The 17,434-nt window shown below is 64.6% G+C and carries 21 protein-coding genes; 10 read left to right on the forward strand and 11 right to left on the reverse strand.

The window, feature by feature from the left end; all coding sequences use genetic code 11:
• Positions 1-2 precede the first annotated feature (2 nt).
• The 4 genes from sdhA to SMCB_RS08170 all read left to right on the forward strand — a co-directional run bounded on the left by sdhA (position 3) and on the right by SMCB_RS08170 (position 4,232).
• The gene (gene sdhA / locus SMCB_RS08155; RefSeq protein WP_045536192.1) at positions 3-1,811 is read left to right on the forward strand and encodes a succinate dehydrogenase flavoprotein subunit; all 1,809 of its coding nucleotides are present in this window, start codon (positions 3-5) and stop codon (positions 1,809-1,811) included.
• 33 nt (positions 1,812-1,844) lie between these two features.
• Positions 1,845-2,549, forward strand: coding sequence for a succinate dehydrogenase iron-sulfur subunit (locus tag SMCB_RS08160; protein ID WP_045536194.1), 705 nt, complete (start codon positions 1,845-1,847; stop codon positions 2,547-2,549).
• An 18-nt stretch (positions 2,550-2,567) separates the two neighbouring features.
• Positions 2,568-2,858 carry an FAD assembly factor SdhE gene (locus SMCB_RS08165; protein WP_045536196.1) on the forward strand — a complete coding sequence of 97 codons (291 nt, stop codon included), beginning with the start codon at positions 2,568-2,570 and terminating at the stop codon, positions 2,856-2,858.
• Between the two features lie 63 nt (positions 2,859-2,921).
• The gene (locus SMCB_RS08170; RefSeq protein ID WP_045536198.1) at positions 2,922-4,232 is read left to right on the forward strand and encodes a citrate synthase; all 1,311 of its coding nucleotides are present in this window, start codon (positions 2,922-2,924) and stop codon (positions 4,230-4,232) included.
• A 97-nt stretch (positions 4,233-4,329) separates the two neighbouring features.
• On the opposite strand, the gene SMCB_RS08175 is transcribed toward SMCB_RS08170, so the two are convergent.
• Together SMCB_RS08175 and SMCB_RS08180 are read right to left on the reverse strand one after the other, a co-directional pair.
• The gene (locus SMCB_RS08175) at positions 4,330-4,755 is read right to left on the reverse strand and encodes a putative toxin-antitoxin system toxin component, PIN family (RefSeq protein WP_197539295.1); all 426 of its coding nucleotides are present in this window, start codon (positions 4,753-4,755) and stop codon (positions 4,330-4,332) included.
• A gap of 2 nt (positions 4,756-4,757) precedes the next feature.
• On the reverse strand, positions 4,758-4,982 hold the full coding sequence (locus SMCB_RS08180) for an AbrB/MazE/SpoVT family DNA-binding domain-containing protein (protein ID WP_045536203.1): 225 nt from the start codon (positions 4,980-4,982) through the stop codon (positions 4,758-4,760).
• Positions 4,983-5,110: 128 nt separating this feature from the next.
• Here SMCB_RS08180 and SMCB_RS08185 point away from each other — a divergent pair, with 128 nt between their 5' ends.
• Entirely contained in the window at positions 5,111-5,407 is a 297-nt protein-coding gene (locus SMCB_RS08185) for a type II toxin-antitoxin system RelE/ParE family toxin (protein WP_045536205.1), read from the forward strand.
• Positions 5,408-5,409: 2 nt separating this feature from the next.
• Entirely contained in the window at positions 5,410-5,712 is a 303-nt protein-coding gene (locus SMCB_RS08190; RefSeq protein ID WP_045536212.1) for an addiction module antidote protein, read from the forward strand.
• Positions 5,713-5,743: 31 nt separating this feature from the next.
• On the opposite strand, the gene SMCB_RS08195 is transcribed toward SMCB_RS08190, so the two are convergent.
• From SMCB_RS08195 to SMCB_RS08210, 4 genes are all read right to left on the reverse strand, one after another.
• Positions 5,744-6,337, reverse strand: a complete 594-nt coding sequence (locus tag SMCB_RS08195) for a C39 family peptidase (RefSeq protein WP_052468467.1) — start codon at positions 6,335-6,337, stop codon at positions 5,744-5,746.
• A gap of 294 nt (positions 6,338-6,631) precedes the next feature.
• Positions 6,632-7,504 (reverse strand): hypothetical protein, encoded by an 873-nt coding sequence (locus SMCB_RS08200; protein WP_231851185.1) that lies wholly within the window; start codon positions 7,502-7,504, stop codon positions 6,632-6,634.
• Positions 7,505-7,562: 58 nt separating this feature from the next.
• A complete protein-coding gene (locus SMCB_RS08205; protein WP_144400310.1) occupies positions 7,563-8,123 on the reverse strand; it encodes a hypothetical protein in 561 nt (186 codons plus the stop codon).
• A gap of 151 nt (positions 8,124-8,274) precedes the next feature.
• Complete coding sequence (locus tag SMCB_RS08210; RefSeq protein ID WP_052468468.1) at positions 8,275-9,267, reverse strand: IS91 family transposase; 993 nt, start codon at positions 9,265-9,267, stop codon at positions 8,275-8,277.
• A 334-nt stretch (positions 9,268-9,601) separates the two neighbouring features.
• Between SMCB_RS08210 and SMCB_RS12875 the strand changes: the two genes are divergently transcribed.
• The gene (locus SMCB_RS12875; protein WP_171820295.1) at positions 9,602-10,189 is read left to right on the forward strand and encodes a hypothetical protein; all 588 of its coding nucleotides are present in this window, start codon (positions 9,602-9,604) and stop codon (positions 10,187-10,189) included.
• An 84-nt stretch (positions 10,190-10,273) separates the two neighbouring features.
• On the opposite strand, the gene SMCB_RS08215 is transcribed toward SMCB_RS12875, so the two are convergent.
• The 5 genes from SMCB_RS08215 to SMCB_RS08235 all read right to left on the reverse strand — a co-directional run bounded on the left by SMCB_RS08215 (position 10,274) and on the right by SMCB_RS08235 (position 14,899).
• The gene (locus SMCB_RS08215; protein ID WP_045536216.1) at positions 10,274-10,900 is read right to left on the reverse strand and encodes a class I SAM-dependent methyltransferase; all 627 of its coding nucleotides are present in this window, start codon (positions 10,898-10,900) and stop codon (positions 10,274-10,276) included.
• A 19-nt stretch (positions 10,901-10,919) separates the two neighbouring features.
• On the reverse strand, positions 10,920-12,170 hold the full coding sequence (locus SMCB_RS12205; protein WP_082027316.1) for a radical SAM protein: 1,251 nt from the start codon (positions 12,168-12,170) through the stop codon (positions 10,920-10,922).
• A 40-nt stretch (positions 12,171-12,210) separates the two neighbouring features.
• Positions 12,211-13,272 (reverse strand): methyltransferase domain-containing protein, encoded by a 1,062-nt coding sequence (locus SMCB_RS08225; RefSeq protein WP_045536218.1) that lies wholly within the window; start codon positions 13,270-13,272, stop codon positions 12,211-12,213.
• A 27-nt stretch (positions 13,273-13,299) separates the two neighbouring features.
• Positions 13,300-13,863 (reverse strand): hypothetical protein, encoded by a 564-nt coding sequence (locus SMCB_RS08230; RefSeq protein WP_045536220.1) that lies wholly within the window; start codon positions 13,861-13,863, stop codon positions 13,300-13,302.
• 136 nt (positions 13,864-13,999) lie between these two features.
• The gene (locus SMCB_RS08235) at positions 14,000-14,899 is read right to left on the reverse strand and encodes a hypothetical protein (protein ID WP_045536222.1); all 900 of its coding nucleotides are present in this window, start codon (positions 14,897-14,899) and stop codon (positions 14,000-14,002) included.
• Positions 14,900-15,115: 216 nt separating this feature from the next.
• On the opposite strand from SMCB_RS08235, the gene leuC reads away from it, so the two are divergent.
• From leuC to leuD, 3 genes are read left to right on the forward strand one after another with little or no spacing between them, the layout of a single operon-like run.
• Positions 15,116-16,537 (forward strand): 3-isopropylmalate dehydratase large subunit, encoded by a 1,422-nt coding sequence (leuC, locus tag SMCB_RS08240; protein WP_045537885.1) that lies wholly within the window; start codon positions 15,116-15,118, stop codon positions 16,535-16,537.
• A gap of 22 nt (positions 16,538-16,559) precedes the next feature.
• A complete protein-coding gene (locus SMCB_RS12210; RefSeq protein WP_052468471.1) occupies positions 16,560-16,685 on the forward strand; it encodes an entericidin A/B family lipoprotein in 126 nt (41 codons plus the stop codon).
• 29 nt (positions 16,686-16,714) lie between these two features.
• Complete coding sequence (leuD, locus tag SMCB_RS08245) at positions 16,715-17,365, forward strand: 3-isopropylmalate dehydratase small subunit (RefSeq protein WP_034113116.1); 651 nt, start codon at positions 16,715-16,717, stop codon at positions 17,363-17,365.
• Positions 17,366-17,434: the final 69 nt, after the last annotated feature.

A 17,434-nucleotide genomic window follows, 5' to 3' on the forward strand; every position in this document is an offset into this window, starting at 1 on the left:
TCATGACTGCCCTCACATCCTCTTTGCCCAAGCGCCGCTTTGACGTCATCATCATCGGCGCCGGCGGCTCGGGCATGCGCGCCTCGCTGCAACTGGCGCGCGCCGGCTTCAATGTGGCGGTGCTGAGCAAGGTGTTCCCCACGCGCTCGCACACCGTGGCGGCACAAGGCGGCATCGGCGCCTCGCTGGGCAACATGAGCGAAGACAACTGGCACTACCACTTCTACGACACCGTCAAGGGTTCCGACTGGCTCGGCGACCAAGACGCGATCGAGTTCATGTGCCGCGAAGCGCCCAAAGTGGTCTATGAGCTCGAGCACTTCGGCATGCCCTTCGACCGCAACCCCGACGGCACCATCTACCAGCGCCCCTTTGGCGGCCACACCGCCAACTACGGCGAAAAACCGGTGCAGCGCGCCTGCGCCGCCGCCGACCGCACCGGCCACGCCATGCTGCACACCCTGTACCAGCAAAACGTGGCCGCGCGCACCACCTTCTTCGTCGAGTGGATGGCGCTCGACTTGGTGCGCAACGCCGACGGCGACGTGCTGGGCGTGACCGCGCTCGAGATGGAAACCGGCGACACCTACCTGCTGCAAGCCAAGACCACGCTGCTGGCCACCGGCGGCGCCGGGCGCATTTTTGCCGCCTCCACCAACGCCTTCATCAACACCGGCGACGGGTTGGGCATGGCGGCGCGCGCCGGCATCCCGCTGCAAGACATGGAGTTCTGGCAGTTCCACCCCACCGGCGTGGCCGGCGCCGGCGTGCTGCTCACCGAAGGCTGCCGTGGCGAAGGCGCGATTTTGCGCAACGCCCAAGGCGAGCGCTTCATGGAGCGCTACGCGCCCACGCTCAAAGACTTGGCCCCGCGCGACTTCGTCAGCCGCTGCATGGACCAAGAAATCAAAGAAGGCCGGGGCTGTGGCCCGAACAAAGACTACATCAACCTCGACATGACGCACTTGGGTGGCGACACCATCCTCAAGCGCCTGCCCTCGGTGTTCGAGATCGGCCACAACTTTGCCAACGTGGACATCACCAAAGAGCCGATCCCAGTCGTGCCCACCATCCACTACCAGATGGGCGGCATCCCGACCACCATCAACGGCCAGGTGCTGGTGCCCGACGCCAGCGGCGGCCAGCGCGTGGTCAACGGCCTGTACGCCGTGGGCGAATGCGCGTGTGTGTCGGTGCACGGCGCGAACCGGCTCGGCACCAACTCGCTGCTCGATCTGCTGGTGTTTGGCCGCGCCGCCGGCAACCACATCGTCGACACGCTGGAGCGCAAAGCCGAGTTTGCCGACCTGCCACGCGACGCCGCCGACCGCTCGCTCGCCCGCTTGGCGCGGCTCGATGCCTGCACCGAGGGCGAATACGCGCAAATCGTGGCCGACGACCTGCGCAACACCATGCAGCAGCACGCCGGGGTGTTTCGCACCCAGGCCAGCATGAACGAAGGCGTGCGCAAAGTGGCCGCCTTGCGCCAGCGCGTGCAAGCCATTGGCCTCAAAGACAAATCCAAGGTCTTCAACACCGCCCGCATCGAGGCGCTGGAAGTCGAAAACCTGATCGAAGCCGCGCAAGCCACCATGACTTCGGCCGCCGCGCGCACCGAGTGCCGCGGTGCCCACACCGTCAACGACTACGAGCGCGCCGCCGACGACGCCGAGCACCCGCTGGGCCGCAACGACCGCGACTGGCTCAAGCACAGCCTGTGGCACAGCGCCGACAATGCGCTCAGCTACAAGCCGGTCAACCTCAAGCCACTCACGGTGGCCTCGGTTCCGCCCAAAGTCCGCACCTTCTAAAGCCGACGACGCACGCCTCCGGAGCACCAGAAAATGGCCTTACGCACCTTCAAAATCTACCGCTACGACCCCGAGCGCGACGCCAAGCCCTATATGCAAACCCTGCAGGTGGAGCTGAGCGGGCACGAGCGCATGCTGCTCGACGCGCTCATGAAGCTCAAGCAGGTTGACCCCACGCTCTCGTTTCGGCGCTCGTGCCGCGAAGGCGTGTGCGGCTCCGACGCCATGAACATCAATGGCAAGAACGGCCTGGCCTGCCTGAGCAACATGAACACGCTCAAAGGCGAGATCGTGCTCAAGCCCCTGCCGGGCCTGCCGGTGGTGCGCGACTTGATCGTCGATATGACGCAGTTTTTCCAGCAGTACCACAGCATCAAGCCCTATTTGGTCAACACCAGCCAGCCGCCCGAGACCGAGCGCCTGCAATCGCCCGAAGAGCGCGACGAGCTCAACGGCCTGTACGAGTGCATCCTCTGCGCCTCGTGCTCCACCAGCTGCCCGAGCTTCTGGTGGAACCCCGATAAATTCGTCGGCCCCGCCGGTCTGCTGCAGGCCTACCGCTTCCTGGCCGACAGCCGCGACCAGGCCACGGCCGAGCGGCTCGACAACCTCGAAGACCCGTACCGCTTGTTCCGCTGCCACACCATCATGAACTGCGTCGATGTCTGCCCCAAGAGCCTGAACCCGACCAAGGCCATCGGCAAAATCAAGGAGATGATGGTGCGCCGCGCCATCTGAGCTTTAGACCAACCGACCATGTCCGCCCCCGACGACCACGCCCCCATCGACGAGCGCGCGCTTAGCAAGCTGCGCTGGCGCTGTCGGCGTGGTTTGCTCGAAAACGACCTGCTGCTGGAGCGGTTTTTTGCCCGCATGGGCGACCGCATCAGCGTGAGCCAAGAGCGCGCCCTGTTGGCGCTCATGGACTTGTCCGACCCCGATCTGCTCGACCTGCTGCTGGCGCGCAAGCCCCCCGGCCCCGAGCAAAGCAGCGCCGACATCCTCGAGATGCTGCAACAGTTGCGCCCCACGGCGCAGCAGGTCTAGCCCGCTGCCCGCCCTCGGTTTTAGCCCCCTTCTTTACTCCCCCACTTCTCACAAGGATGCCGCATGAAACTCGCTGACCACAAAGCCACCCTGTCCTTCAGCAACGGCGCGCCGAGCATGGAGCTGCCTGTCTATGCGGGCACCATCGGCCCCAACGTGATCGACATCCGCAAGCTCTATGGCCAGACCGGGATGTTCACCTACGACCCCGGCTTCCTCTCGACCGCCTCGTGCCAGTCGGCCATCACCTACATCGACGGCGACAAGGGCGAGCTGCTCTACCGCGGCTACCCGATCGAGCAGATCGCCACCCAGTGCGACTACCTTGACACCTGCTACCTGCTGCTCAACGGCGAACTGCCCAACGAGCCCGAGCGCAACGGCTTTCACAAGCTCATCCTGAACCACACCATGGTCAATGAGCAGATGCAGTTCTTTTTGCGCGGCTTCAGGCGCGACGCGCACCCCATGGCGGTGCTCACCGGCCTCATCGGCGCCCTTTCGGCCTTCTACCACGACAGCACCGACATCAACAACCCCGAGCACCGGCGCATTGCCGCCATCCGCCTGATCGCCAAAATGCCCACCCTGGTGGCCATGGCCTACAAATACGGCGTCGGCCAGCCCTATATGTACCCGCGCAACGAACTCTCGTATGCCGGCAACTTCCTGCGCATGATGTTTGGCACCCCGTGCGAAGACTACGTCGTCAACCCGGTGCTCGAGCGCGCGCTCGATCGCATCTTCATCCTGCACGCCGACCACGAACAAAACGCCTCGACCTCGACCGTGCGCCTGTGCGGCAGCTCGGGCACCAACCCCTTTGCCGCCATCGCCGCCGGCGTCGCCTGCCTGTGGGGCCCGGCCCACGGCGGCGCCAACGAGGCCTGCCTGAACATGCTCGAAGACATCCAAGCCAAGGGCGGGGTGGCCAAGGTGGGCGAGTTCATGAACCAGGTCAAGGACAAAAACTCGGGCGTCAAGCTCATGGGCTTTGGCCACCGCGTCTATAAAAACTACGACCCGCGCGCCAAAATGATGCAGGAAACCTGCAACGAGGTGCTGGGCGAGCTCGGGCTCGAGAACGACCCGCTGTTCAAACTGGCCAAAGAGCTGGAAAAAATCGCCCTCGAAGACGACTACTTCGTGCAGCGCAAGCTCTACCCCAACGTCGATTTCTACTCCGGCATCGTGCAGCGCGCCATCGGCATCCCGGTCAAGCTCTTTACCGGCATCTTTGCGCTCGCGCGCACCGTGGGCTGGATCGCCCAGCTCAACGAGATGATCGGCGACCCGGAATACAAAATCGGCCGCCCGCGTCAGCTCTTCACCGGCTCGACCCGGCGCGACGTGCCCACGCTCGGGCAGCGCTGAACGTGGCCAGACGGAAGGAGGGTGCGCAGCGAAAAGCGTGCGGGTGCAGTGCTTGATTGCATGCCCTGACGCCATCTCTGCTATCCCCTTCCCTCTGCTACCCCCTCCCCGCTCCGATCCAGTCAGCGAATTGCGCAACGGTCAGGATGGGAATGTGAAATTGCTCCCGAACGGCCTGAATGTCGGCGTCGCCACTGACCAGCGCATCGGCTTGGCCGACGGCAGCCAGCACCAAAAAGACGCTGTCGTCTGCGTCGCGGATGTCGGGTAGGCCGTCCGGCATGGTGTCGATCTTGACGGTCTCGACGTAGGGCAAGAACTCGGCCAGCAGCGTTTCTTGCTCGTCGCGGGTCAGCTTGAACTTGGGGTAGGCGAGCACCCGCAGCAACTCGCTGACCGTGTCGTGACTGGCCAAAGCGACAAAGCGTTTGGCCTGCCAGGCTTGCCGCAACCAAGCGCAGTTGCCGCGCGCAAAGATCAGGGCCGAGACCAGGCAGTTGGTGTCGAGGACTACGCGCGGCACGCTCATGCGCGCTTTCTCGCCCAAGCGATCGCGTCAGCCACATCGTCCGGCGCGATGCCAAGTTCCTGCAGCTTGGCCCGTACCGCGTCCGCTTGCTGCATGCGCACCGGTGTCAGCACGATCTTGCCGTTCTGAACCGTGACGTCGTAGTAGTCCGCCTCACCCGCCGTCTGGACGATGGCCTTGGGCAGGGTGACCTGGTTCTTGCTCGTGCGCTTGGCCAGCATGACAGCCCCTCTGAAAGTAATGAAGTAAGGAATAACATTCTAGCAGCCCGTCGGACTTACCGGGTTCAAATTCTCTCCAGAACGCAGTATCCTTGCTTTATCGTAGTTTTTAGACTACAATCGCTGGCATGATCGAGCTCAAGCAGACCGAAACCTTCTGCAAATGGTTTGCCAAGCTCCGGGATGAGCGGGCGACAACGGCCATTTCCTTGCGCTTGGCGCGGCTGGCCTACGGACACACTGGCGACGCCGAGCCGGTAGGTAACGGTGTCAGCGAGCTTCGCATCCACTACGGCCCCGGCTACCGGGTGTATTTCCAACGGCGCGGTGACACGATCTACTTGCTGCTCTGCGGGGGTGACAAGAAATCGCAGGCCCGCGACATCAAGACTGCGCTGCGCCTAGCTGATGAATGGAGCGAGTGACCATGAGCAAAAAACTGACCACCTTCGACCCCGCCGAGCATCTGAAATCCGACCAGGCCATCGCCGACTTCATGGCCGGTGCGCTCGAGACCAACGACCCCGGTTTCATCGCCCACGCGCTGGGCATCGTGGCCCGCGCCAAGGGTATGGCGCAGATCGCCAGCCAGACCGGGCTGTCGCGCGAACAGCTCTACCGCTCGTTTAGCGCCGAAGGCAACCCGACGCTGCGCACGACGCTGGCCGTGATGAAGGCGCTCGGCATTGAGCTGTCGGCAAAACCTGCCGCCCCTGCCGCCGTTCGTTGACGCGCAGACCCCGCAGCACAGCCCCTACCCCTCAAGGCAGGGCCCGAAACCCCAGTTGCTGGCGTGCTGGCGCGCTCTGGCGCTGCGGCGTGTGGGTGAAAAAATCGCCCGCTGCGCTGATGCCATCACGCAGCGGCAAAATGGCCATAAACTTGCCCGCCAGCTCGGGTTGGGGGCGGCCGGCGCGGGTCTGCCACATCTGCTCAAACTGCTCGCGGCTGAAGCTGCGGTTGCCCAGCGAGGGGTCGGCCAGCCAGACCGTGTGTTCATCGATGCCGCGGATGACCGAAAAATGCTCGCTGCGCCGGTGGTGCAGATAGACCACCACCGGCATGCGCAAACGGCTCAACTGCGCCCAGTCGGCTGCCAGACCCTGGCCCCGAAACCCAAACTGCGGCAGCACCCGCGCCATATCGGCAAAGCTGGCCATGCCGTCGCCTTGGTCGAGCGCCTGGAGGATTTGGGCCTCGGTCAAGTTCTGGCCGTAGAACGCATTGAGCAGCGTTGCCAGCGAGGCCGCGCCGCAGGAATAATCGAGGTCTTGCTTGACGATGCGCGCGTCGCGCAGCGACTTCCAACTGCGCACCGGCACGAACCCGGCGGCACTGTGGGTGTGCAGCAGCACCCCTTCGGGGCTGGGCTGTCAGGGCGGGGGGCTGGCGGGCGGCTGCGCCCAAGCAGCAGCCCACAGCAGTGCCGCGCCCAAGGCCAAAATGGCCTTTAGGGCTACAACGAAACGCTTAAAAACACCCGGTCTCGCCACCTGAGGTGCTCGGCCATTGGTGCAGGCAAGAGGGGCGCTAAGGCCCGTACCCAGCAAACACCGCTTCAGTTTCGTCATGGCAATCTCCCTGTGCGCTTCAATGGCCCTGATCCTGCCTCAAGCAGCGCCCGCAGCCCTCGTGGGGGTGTGCTGCGCTTACTGCGCCATGGCGCCCGGCGCAAACAGCAGGAAAATCGCGGCCCCGATCAGTCCGGTGGCCAACATCGCCGGCAGCAGCGACAGCGCGATGCCGCCGATGCAGTAGCCCAGGCTGGCTTTGGGGATGGCCCCCGAGAGCGCGTTGGCACCGACCCAGACCGCGTACAGCCACAGCGGCAGCGTGAGCAGATACGGCACACCGACGGCCACCAAGACCGCACCGAGCACGTTGGACACCAGCCAGGACGCCGCCATGAGGTTGAACAAGTCGCCCTGCCCGTCCCAGCGCGCACCCCGGCGCAGCCACCAGCGCAGCACCGCGTGGATGATCAGGAATGCGACCCAAACCGACAGCAGCATGGACACCAGCGCCAGCGCCAAGGGCATCCCGGGCATCCCGGGCATCCCGGGCATCTCGGGCGTGCCGGCGCGCAAGGCCGGATCGAGCCCAACCAGCAGGCCGATCAGGCTGATGCCCGCCAGCGCCTGCCAGCGCGGGAAGGCAAAACGCTCAAAGGGCAGAGCGCGCAGGAGGAAGAGGGAGAGGGCGGTCTTGACAACTCCCGCACTGCATCCGCGCACATTGCCCCCTTCGGCGAGCAGAGTTCCATCCGGCGAAATGATGAGGTCGTAGGTTCCCGATAGGCCTTTGCCATTATCGATCATGCCGATGACTCTCAGATTACCTGAATGAGCGTCATCACGAACAACCTCGACCTCTGTTTGATAAAAGTTTTGACCATTCGGATCGCCTTGTGAATCGGTCTCAGGTTGCTGATTACCGACTCGCTGGCTGAGTTCGGCGTATGGCATCAAGCGATACTTTGCCAATTTACCTCTGAGGATAAGCAACAGTTCGTCTTTATTCATTTCCATTTCCCTGTAGCCCCGGAGTTCAACATCATATCGACCCCGGGTTCAGCCATCTTTACGGCCTGAAGAACGGTGTATTCGGAAGCGGGATTCGGAAAGCGCCGCCAGAGCCGGAGACGCCAGGGCGCCATGCATTGAATTGAATATGAGGGAGCCTCCCTAAACTGCCGAAGGAATGGTGCGCTGAATGATGTGCAATTCTAACTGCGGCAAAACGTCCTGCATGAAGAACGATCGGCGCGAACCATAGGAACGCCCCCTTGGTCTCCTCCATCTCCTGCGGCGACAGCACGGCCACCCGCAGCGGCTCGTGGCCGGGCACGAACAGCGCTTGCATGTCGGCCGCACTGAAGGGCTCCGGTGGCGTCAGCGCCAGCACGGCAGGCAGCTCGGGCAGCTCTGCCGGCAGGGTGCCTGCCACCGCCTGCGCGGGCAATTCTGCCTGCGCGGGCGGTGCGTGCAGCTCAGCCACGAGCTCAGCTACCGCTACCGCCTGCACCGGCTGCAGCGCCAGCGCGCTCGGCGCTTCTGCGCCCAAGCCCTCAGCCGCCAGCGCCGGCCCCGCCAACATCCCAGTGGCCGCCAAGGCCAACAGTGTTTGCTTCATCCGCATCATGATATACTCCAGTTGCGTTTCGATGACAAAACCCGCCTCGGTCTCACCCGAGGCACTCTTTGGCCTTGCGTCAACAAGGCCAAACCTTTGTGGCGTGCGCTGCCTGCAGCGCACGCCCACAATTTTTTTCCCTTCCGCAGCCCCTCGCATCTCAGCCCCCGGTCGCCCGGCGGTTGCCGCTGCGCGCTGCGCCCTGGAAGGGAAAATAGGGGTCAGACCACGTTTTCCCTCGCACGGCCGCGTGCAGGCTGAACCCGTCGATGTCGGCGCACAGGGGCTGGCGCGATGTGGCCTCCTGCGGCATCGCACCTCGCAGAGTCAGCATCTTCTGCCCGGCGCGGGGCCCGAAGGCGATGCGGTAAGTGATGGCCGCAGCCTGCAGTGGTCGCAGGGTGCGTGCCTCGTCACCGTCGCCATCGGGCTCGGCCAGGTAGGTCTGGCCCATGTCCTCGACCAGCACGCCCCGGCGCGTGAGCATCTTCATCAGCCGGGCGATGATGGTCTGCAGCAGCGCGTGCAGTTCGTCTTCGGTGGGCACACCCGCCTCGATGAAGCTGGGCGCGCCGTCGGCGCCGCACCGGTACACGCCGTCCAGCACCAGGCCGTGAAGGTGGATGTTGAGGTTGGCCGCAGAGCCAAAGCGCTGGATCAGCGTGACGGCGCCGCCGTGGCCTTCGGCGGCCTTCAGCCCGGCGCGGTCCAGCAAATGGCGCGTGACCACGCGCTGCACCACCTGCAGCACCGGCGTGACCAGCTCGGGCTGCGCGGCCAGCAGCAGGCGCAGCGGGATCGGCAGCGACAGCACCCACTGCCGCACCGGCACATGCGGGATGACGTGATCCACCCGCTGCGCCGAGGTCTGCGACATGCGCCGCGCGCCGCATGAGGGGCAGAACCCGCGCCGCTTGCAGCTGAAGGCCAGCAGCTTGTCGTGGCCGCACTCCCCGCAGCGCAGCCTCAGAAAGCCGTGGGCCAGGATGCCGCACTCGAGGAAGGCATCGAACTCGCCCTTGATGAACTGCGGCAACTGCCATCCGGTGCTGGCTTCGGTGTGCGCGATGAAGCTGGCCGCGTGCTGCTGCACCAGGCGGTACAGCGTGGTCTGCTCGGGGCGGTGGCGCTCGTAGTGGACCGGGGGTGCCATCGGGCGCCCTCTGGGGCTGTCGGCCGACGGCTTGCACGCATGGCTCCCGAGGGTGGTGACCTCGGACGGTCTTAAGCCGCGCACGGCGTCGCAATCGCCCTGCCAGGCGCCTACCTGCGGGTGCCTACTTCCAGGTACCGTAAGCGTGGTGAAGCGCGCCCGCCCGGGCGCGGTGACTTGCTCAGGCTGGGGGCGGCGTGTGAAGTGCCGGAGAGCGCTGCGCGTCGCGCCATTGCCGTGATGTGCGAGGCGGCACAAGGTCTGGACAAGGCGCTGGATGACGCTGGGGTGAGAAGGGCCACGCGCAGGGTCATCGCGGCGGCGGTTGCGGGCAATGTGGCGCGTTGCCTGGGCGGTGGGCCTGGTGCTCTCGCGCCAGCGCCAGATGCTGGACTGCAACGGCGATCTGCTGGCCATATTCGGCGCCACGCGCGAGCAGATCATCGCAGCACTCGTTCGAAGTCCTCTACCCCACGGCCTGCCCGCCGTCGAGCAGCGCGAGCGTGCTGTCCCACACGCGCGCCCAGATCGGCTCGTGCACGCCGTAGCGCGGCCAGATCGTGCAGTTGGTGAAGCCGATCTTCCAGACGCGCGGCTGCTCGCCGGCGGCGATGCGGCGGCGGTCGATCTCGGCGGCGACGCGTGCGATGGCGGCGTCGTCGATCAGCACGGCTTCACGAATCGCGACATCCGATCCCGACTGACAGGCACACGCTGGCTACGTGCGTGCGCCGATGACCCGAAGAACGCCAGCGCCAAGGTCGGCCGATGCTTCCGACGCCTGCATGCCCACGGACTGATCGCCAAGATCCCGCGCACCAGGCGCTGGCGGGTCACCGACTACGGGCGCAAGGTCATGGGCACGACGATGTACCTGCGCGAGCACCACTTCCAGAACGTCTACGCCGCTGTCGTGCACTGAACATCTTCGCAGGAAACAAGGAACTCACAGCAAAAGAGTCTATACCCGGGGCGCGCCGTTGCGTAGTGTGTGCAACTTTCGTTCTCACATCTTGTAGCCGATGGCGTAGAAGATGCTGATGGAGGCATCCCCGCCACCGCAGGACGATGTGGAATTGCAGGTTTCCCCGACGCAGTCCACGCGCACCTGTTCCAGCCCCGCATCGCGGTACCACTTCGCGATGTCCCCGCGATCGAAGCCCATCCACCGGTCGTTGTGCTCGGTGCGCAGGTATTCGTGCTCGTGGGCGTCCAGGTCCGTGATGACGAGCGCGCCACCCTTCTTGAGCTTTTGCGCAGCGTGGTGGATCGCGACGGCGGGGTGCTCGACATGGTGCAGGTACATGTTGGCGAACACATAGTCGAGGCTGTTGTCCTCGATGGGTAGCGACTCGGATTCGCCGACCTCGCATTGCAGGGCGGGGTTGCCGCCCATCTTTTTCCTGAGTTCGTCCAGCATCGATGGCGATTCATCGATGGCGATGACCCGGGCACCGTGCTGGAGCAGTGCTTCGGTGATGAAGCCCGTCCCCGCACCCAGATCGGCGGCAACGGCCCCGGGCTTGATTTCCGCCACGGTGAGCGCCTTGCGCCTCACGTTCTCGGAGAAGAAACCCTTGCGCATGGTGTCCCATTCGGTTGCTACGTCTTCGAAGTAGTTCTTGCTGCCCATGGCATGCTCCTTTGAGTGATTAACCTTTGATGCAGCAACGCTTGCGGCTCACGCTGGCGTCGCTCTTGTCGATGGAGAGGTAGATGGCGTCGGTCTGAGGGTCGGCGTGTTGCCACTCGTAGTAGCTACCCATGTCGATCTTCGACAGTTTCTGCACCTCGGTCAGGGCCAGCAGGGGCGAGCCCTTGTAGAGCAGCAGCCGTGTGGTGCGCTGCATTTCGTCGAACATGTCCGTCATGCCCGCGTCGGCCAGAAAGCGGTCGAGCCTGCCAAAGTCGTCCTTCGTGGTCCACGGGTTGAAGGTGATGAAGGTCGGTCGCACCCGCGCACCGGTGCCTTTGAGGATGGCCAGGCCTTGCTGCATGTCGGCCACGCTCATTCCCTTGTTGACGGCTTCCAGCACCGCGTCGTCGGGGAACTCGCATGCCGTGGTGAACTCCACGCAGCCCAGCTCTCTCAGTTCATGCACCGCAGCTTCGTAGCGGATGACGTCATCGAGCCGCACCGTCACATCGAAGGGCATGCCGGGATGCCGGGATGCCATGGCGCGGACGATCTGCAGGCCCCGCTGGCCGGTGCTGAAGAAATCCGCATCGACGAAAGTGATGTGCTCCGCGCCCAGGGCCACGACCCGATCGATGTCCATGTCGATAGCCACGGGCTCATGCTTGACCACCCGGCGCTCGTACGCAGCATACACGGAGCAGTAGGAGCAAGGATGGGCACAGCCCCGCATGGTCTCGATGTTGCCCACGACGAGACCGTTCTTGCGGGCATAGAGGTCCAGCGCCGGCAGGCCGCTGCGGTCCGGCGGCAGGTCGGACACCCGCTTGAGGCACTTGGCCGGCTTGGGCGAGCGCCCGTCCCACAAATGGGCCACCTCATCCAGTCCGTCGTCCTCGGCAAGCCGTTGGGCGATATCGCACAGCACCGGCTCATATTCGCCCAGCACCACACGGCAATCCTCGTCCAGAATGAATGTTTCCGGCTGCACCGTGGCATATTGATTATAGAAGATGATTGGCCCCCGAAAACCTTTCTTTCGAATGGTCAGGGCTTCCCGGATGGTGGGCTGTATGGCGGCGAAGATGGGAACGGAAAAGGCCACCGCATCGGCGCCCTCCCAGTTCAGCGGCATGTCCTGAAAACGGTCCACGACGTCCACGGCATGTCCCGCCTGCCTGATATGGGCCGCAGGGGAGGCCAGTCCGAGGGGCTGAAAGTCACCTTCGTCCAGGGAAACAAGCACCATTTTGACGGCAGAATTCATCGGTATTTCTCCAGTGTCACGCCAATGCGTGATGGCCGTTTCAACAGCAATCGCCGCCGGGCTGGCAGGCGGGGGTTTGCGTCGATTTGTTAGAGCCGCCGATGAATATGAAACTCTGGCTCATCGGGCCGTCCAGGAGGCTTTGGTAGGTCTTGTCGCATACGCTGGTCCGGCTGCCGCGCAGGTATTCATGCTTGTCGTCATCGTGGACGCGGCTGAATGGGCCGCGGTAAATGACTTCTTTGCCGCCGTATATACAGGGACCGGTCACGGGTTTCACCGCCGTCAAGGTGACGGACCGGAATTCAATGCCCTCCAGAACCTGCCAGGCTTCGTCGGTCCATTTGTCGAATGCGAGATCGGTAAATCCCGTGTCGGTGAATACACGCATGAACTCCTGTTCCTGGAATGCGCCCGAAATGCAGTCGGCCCACAGATCGGGGTTCTCCTGCAGGTTCTGCGGCACCTCTTTGTCGCTGACGACGTCGGCGATGGCCACGCGGCCCCCTGGCTTGAGGACGCGGTGGATCTCGCGGATGAGCTGCTGGCGCTCGTCCTTGCCGACCAAGTTCAGCACGCAATTGGAGATCACCAGGTCCACGGAACCGTCCGTGACCGCCGGCGGCGTCTGCCGCAGCCAGTCCTCGTATCGCGCCATGGAGTCACGGTTCGTGATGGGATTGCTGGCGATGAATTTCTCGACCTGCTCGAGGTCGGTTTTCAAATCCTGTATCCGGCATTTAATGAAATCCACCGGCCGAGTGCCGAATGCGATGGCCATGGGGTTTCGGTATTTCCTGGCCAACGCCAGCATGTCGTCGTTGACATCCACACCGATCACGTGTCCGCTCGGGCCGACTAATTGACTGGCCATATAGCACATCTTTCCGGTGCCGGAGCCGAGGTCCAATACGACGTCACCGCTGCGGACATAACGTGACGGGTCTCCGCAGCCATAATCCCGCTCGATGATTTCCTTGGGCAATGCTTCCAATAATCTGGGGTCATAGCTGGTGGGGCAGCATAGATTGGGTTTCGCGATGCGCGCACCTTCAGTATAACGGTCGCGCACAGCGCCCTCCAGGATAGCAGCGTTCTGCATGGGAAATCCTCCGGTTGGAATTGAGTGTCACATCCCCCCACTGGCGGCTGCCCCAGCAGCACCAAAGCTTCCACCAATCACCGCACCAGTCGCAACGTTGCCAAGGAACCTATGGGTATTCCAAGCATGATTTCCACGCCAAACACCAAGCGCAAATCCGCCACCGCCGACCGCCCCGCCAACCAAGCCACCAACAGCAAACGGCGCCAACGCCCCCTTGGTCTCCTCCATCTCCTGCGGCGACAGCACGGCCACCCGCAGCGGCTCATGGCCGGGCACGAACAGCGCTTGCAAGTCGGCCGCGCTGAAGGGCTCTGGTGGCGTCAGCGCCAGCACGGGCAGCTCTGCCGGCAGGGAGCCTGCCGCCACCAGCGCGGGCAATTCTGCCAGCGCCGGCTGTGTGGGCCGCTCAGCCACCAGCTCAGCCACCGCTACCGCTTGCACAGGTTGCAGCGCCAGCACGCCCGGCACTTCTGCGTACAAACCCTCAGCCGCCAGCGCCGGCCCCGCCAACATCCCCGTGGCCGCCAAGGCCAGTGCCCACCTCAGTACCATCCGCTTCATCTTCATCATGATAAACTCCAATTGCATTTTGATGACAAAAAACCGCCTCGGTCTCACCCGAGGCTCCCTTTGGCCCTGCGTCAACAAGGCCAAACCCTTTGAGGCGTGCGCTGTCTGCAGCGCACGCACTCCATTTTTCCCCTGCTTGAAGCTCCGCCTGCCTTCAACCCCCAGTCGCCCGGCGGTTGCCGCTGCGCGCTGCCGCTGCGCCCTGGAAGGTGTAGAGCCAGTTGAGCCGGAACTCGGCCCCGCCGCGCCCCGAGGCATTGAGCTTGAGGGTGCCGTTGAGGGTGTTGCCGCGCGCTATGCCGTAGCCCACTGCCAGCACTAGGTCGGTGGCACTGCGGTCGCTGCCTTGGCGCACGCCGTCGCGCCGGGCAGTGCTGCGGTGCGTCCATTGCACGCCGGTGCTCAGGGTGACGCGGTCGTTCACAGCAAAGCCGACCGATGGGTGCAGCAAGACCAGGTTGCCGGGCTGTAGCTGTTCGCCGCCGTCGCGCCGGCTGCGGTTGAGGCGGTAGGCGCCGGTGAGCGAGAACACGATCGGGTCGATCGCGGTGTAGGTGGTCAGCCCGAGCGTGAGCGCACGCGCATGGGCGTTGGCGGCGCGCTGGCGCTCGAGCACGGCCAGCTCGGCAAAGCCGAGCAGCGCCGGGCCGTTGCGGTCGGGCCGAAACTGGTGGTTCAGGCCCAGCCAGAGGTCGGCCAGACGCCCTTCGCTGTGGCTGCGGCTGATCTGGCCGGGCTCGCTGCTGCGCTGGCGGCTTTGCAGTGCGCTCAGGCGGCCATAGATTTCGGTGTGCTCGCTCAGGCCGTAGCGCAGCCCGAGGCTGGCGACGAAGGTGTCGGAGTTGTCGATCCGCTCGCCGATGGCGGTGGGCAGCAGGACGAAGGTGGCGGCGCCAGTCTGCACTTCGATCGGCTCGCCCGTGGCCACGCCTTGGCGCTCGAGGTTGGCGTAGGTCAGCCCCAAATCCAAGCGCCACTGGCCGCGCTCGGTGATCAGGTCTTCGACCGTCAGAGGCAGATCGGCCCAAGCCGCAGGCGCGGCCAGCAGACCCATGACAAGACATAGCGCACGCCAATTCATAGCACTCCCTGTACCGTTGTTTTTGACAGCGCTACTCTACCCCCCCCCGCGATTTTGCAAGGGGGAAATTGTAACAATTTGTAATAAATGGTCCAACCAAAGGTGCGCAGCAAGCCCCGCGCTGAAGCACTAAAATCAGCCCATCGCCCGGCCCCAAGCGCCGGCCACCACCCCCTCACCAGCGCAACCATGGGACGCACCCTCTACGACAAAATCTGGGACGAGCACGTCGTCCACACCGAAGCCGACGGCACCGCGTTGCTCTACATCGACCGCCATCTGGTGCACGAAGTCACCAGCCCGCAAGCCTTCGAGGGCTTGCGTGAGTCCGGGCGCAAGGTCTGGCGCGCGAGTTCGGTCGTGGCCACCGCCGACCACAACACCCCCACCCACGGCTGGGAGCACGGCTACGAGGGCATCGCCGACCCGATCAGCAAAGAGCAGATCGTCACCCTCAACACCAACATCGCCGAGTTCGGCGCCGCCGCCTTCTTCCCCTTCATGCACCCGCGCCAAGGCATCGTGCACGTGGTGGGCCCCGAAAACGGCGCCACCCTGCCGGGCATGACCGTGGTCTGCGGCGACTCGCACACCTCGACCCACGGCGCTTTTGGCGCGCTGGCGCACGGCATCGGCACCAGCGAAGTCGAGCACGTGCTGGCCACGCAGACGCTGCTGGCCAAAAAAGCGCGCAACCTGCTCATCCGCGTCGAGGGCCAACTGCCCCGCGGTTGCGGCGCCAAAGACATCGTGCTGGCCATCATCGGCCGCATCGGCACGGCGGGCGGCACCGGCTACACGATCGAGTTTGGCGGCAGCGCCATCCGCGCGCTGTCGATCGAAGGCCGCATGACGGTCTGCAACATGGCGATCGAGGCCGGTGCCCGCGCCGGCTTGGTGGCGGTGGACGACAAAACCATCGCCTACCTCAAAGGGCGCCCACTGGCCCCCAGTGGTTTGGAGTGGGAGCAAGCGGCGGCCTACTGGCGCACCCTGCAGTCCGACCCGGACGCGATGTTCGACGCCGTGGTCGAGCTCGACGCGGCCCAGATCGCGCCCCAAGTGACGTGGGGCACCTCGCCCGAGATGGTGCTGCCGATCACGGGCAATGTGCCCGACCCCGACCAAATCAAAGACGCCAACCAGCGCGCCGCCACCGAGCGCGCGCTGCACTACATGGGCCTGCAACCGGGCAAGGCGCTGGCCGATATCCATGTGGACAAGGTGTTCATCGGTTCGTGCACCAACAGCCGCATCGAAGACTTGCGCCAAGCCGCCGAGGTGGTGCAAAAGCTGGGACGGAAGGTGGCGCGCAACGTGCGTCAGGCGCTGGTGGTGCCGGGCTCGGGCCTGGTTAAGGCGCAGGCCGAACGCGAAGGGCTGCACGAGATTTTTCGCGCTGCCGGCTTTGAGTGGCGCGAACCCGGTTGCAGCATGTGCTTGGCGATGAACGCCGACCGGCTCGAACCCGGCGAGCGCTGCGCCAGCACCAGCAACCGCAACTTTGAAGGCCGCCAAGGCGCCGGTGGGCGCACGCACCTCGTCAGCCCAGCCATGGCGGCGGCGGCGGCCATCCACGGCCACTTCGTCGATATCCGTACCCTCGCCTGAATTCTTTTCCAGGAGTTTTGCCATGAAAACCTTCCTCACCCTGCTGCTGTTGAGCGCCAGTTTGGCCTTGGGCGGCTGCGCCACCGTCGCCGGCATCGGCAAAGACGTGCAACGCGGCGGCCAGATCATCCAGGACGCCGCCCGCTAGGCCGCGCCCACACCCCTTTACGCTCTCCGATGCAAGCCTTCACCGTACACCAGGGCTTGGTGGCCCCGATCGACCGCGAAAACGTCGATACCGACGCCATCATCCCCAAGCAGTTCCTCAAATCCATCCGCAAGACCGGCTTTGGCCCGAATCTGTTCGACGAGTGGCGCTACCTCGACGTCGGCCAGCCGGGGCAAGACCCGGCCAGCCGGCGCCCCAACCCCGACTTCGTGCTGAACCAGCCGCGCTACGCCGGGGCGTCGATTTTGCTGGCGCGCAAAAACTTTGGCTGTGGCTCCAGCCGCGAGCACGCGCCCTGGGCGATCGAGCAGTACGGTTTTCGGGCCCTGATCGCGCCCAGCTTTGCCGACATCTTCTTCAACAACTGCTTCAAAAACGGTCTGCTGCCGATCGTGCTGCCCGAAGCCACCGTGGCCAGTTTGTTCGACGCCGTGCACGCCTTTGCCGGCTACCGCCTGACCATCGACCTGCCGCGCCAGTGCATCGTGCTGCCGCAAGGCGAAGAGATCGCCTTCGAGGTCAACCCCTTTCGCAAGCACTGTCTGCTCAACGGCCTAGACGACATCGGCCTGACGCTGCGCCACGCCGACACCATCCGCACCTTCGAGGTCCAGCGCTTGGCGGCCAAACCGTGGTTGGCGCGCACTTGGCTGGGCTGAGGCCAGCACCTGCAACCCGATCGGCTGACCCGCGCCGCCGCCCTTTGGCCCCGACCGCCTTACTCGACC

Source organism: Serpentinimonas maccroryi (assembly GCF_000828915.1).
Lineage (GTDB): Bacteria > Pseudomonadota > Gammaproteobacteria > Burkholderiales > Burkholderiaceae_C > Serpentinimonas > Serpentinimonas maccroryi.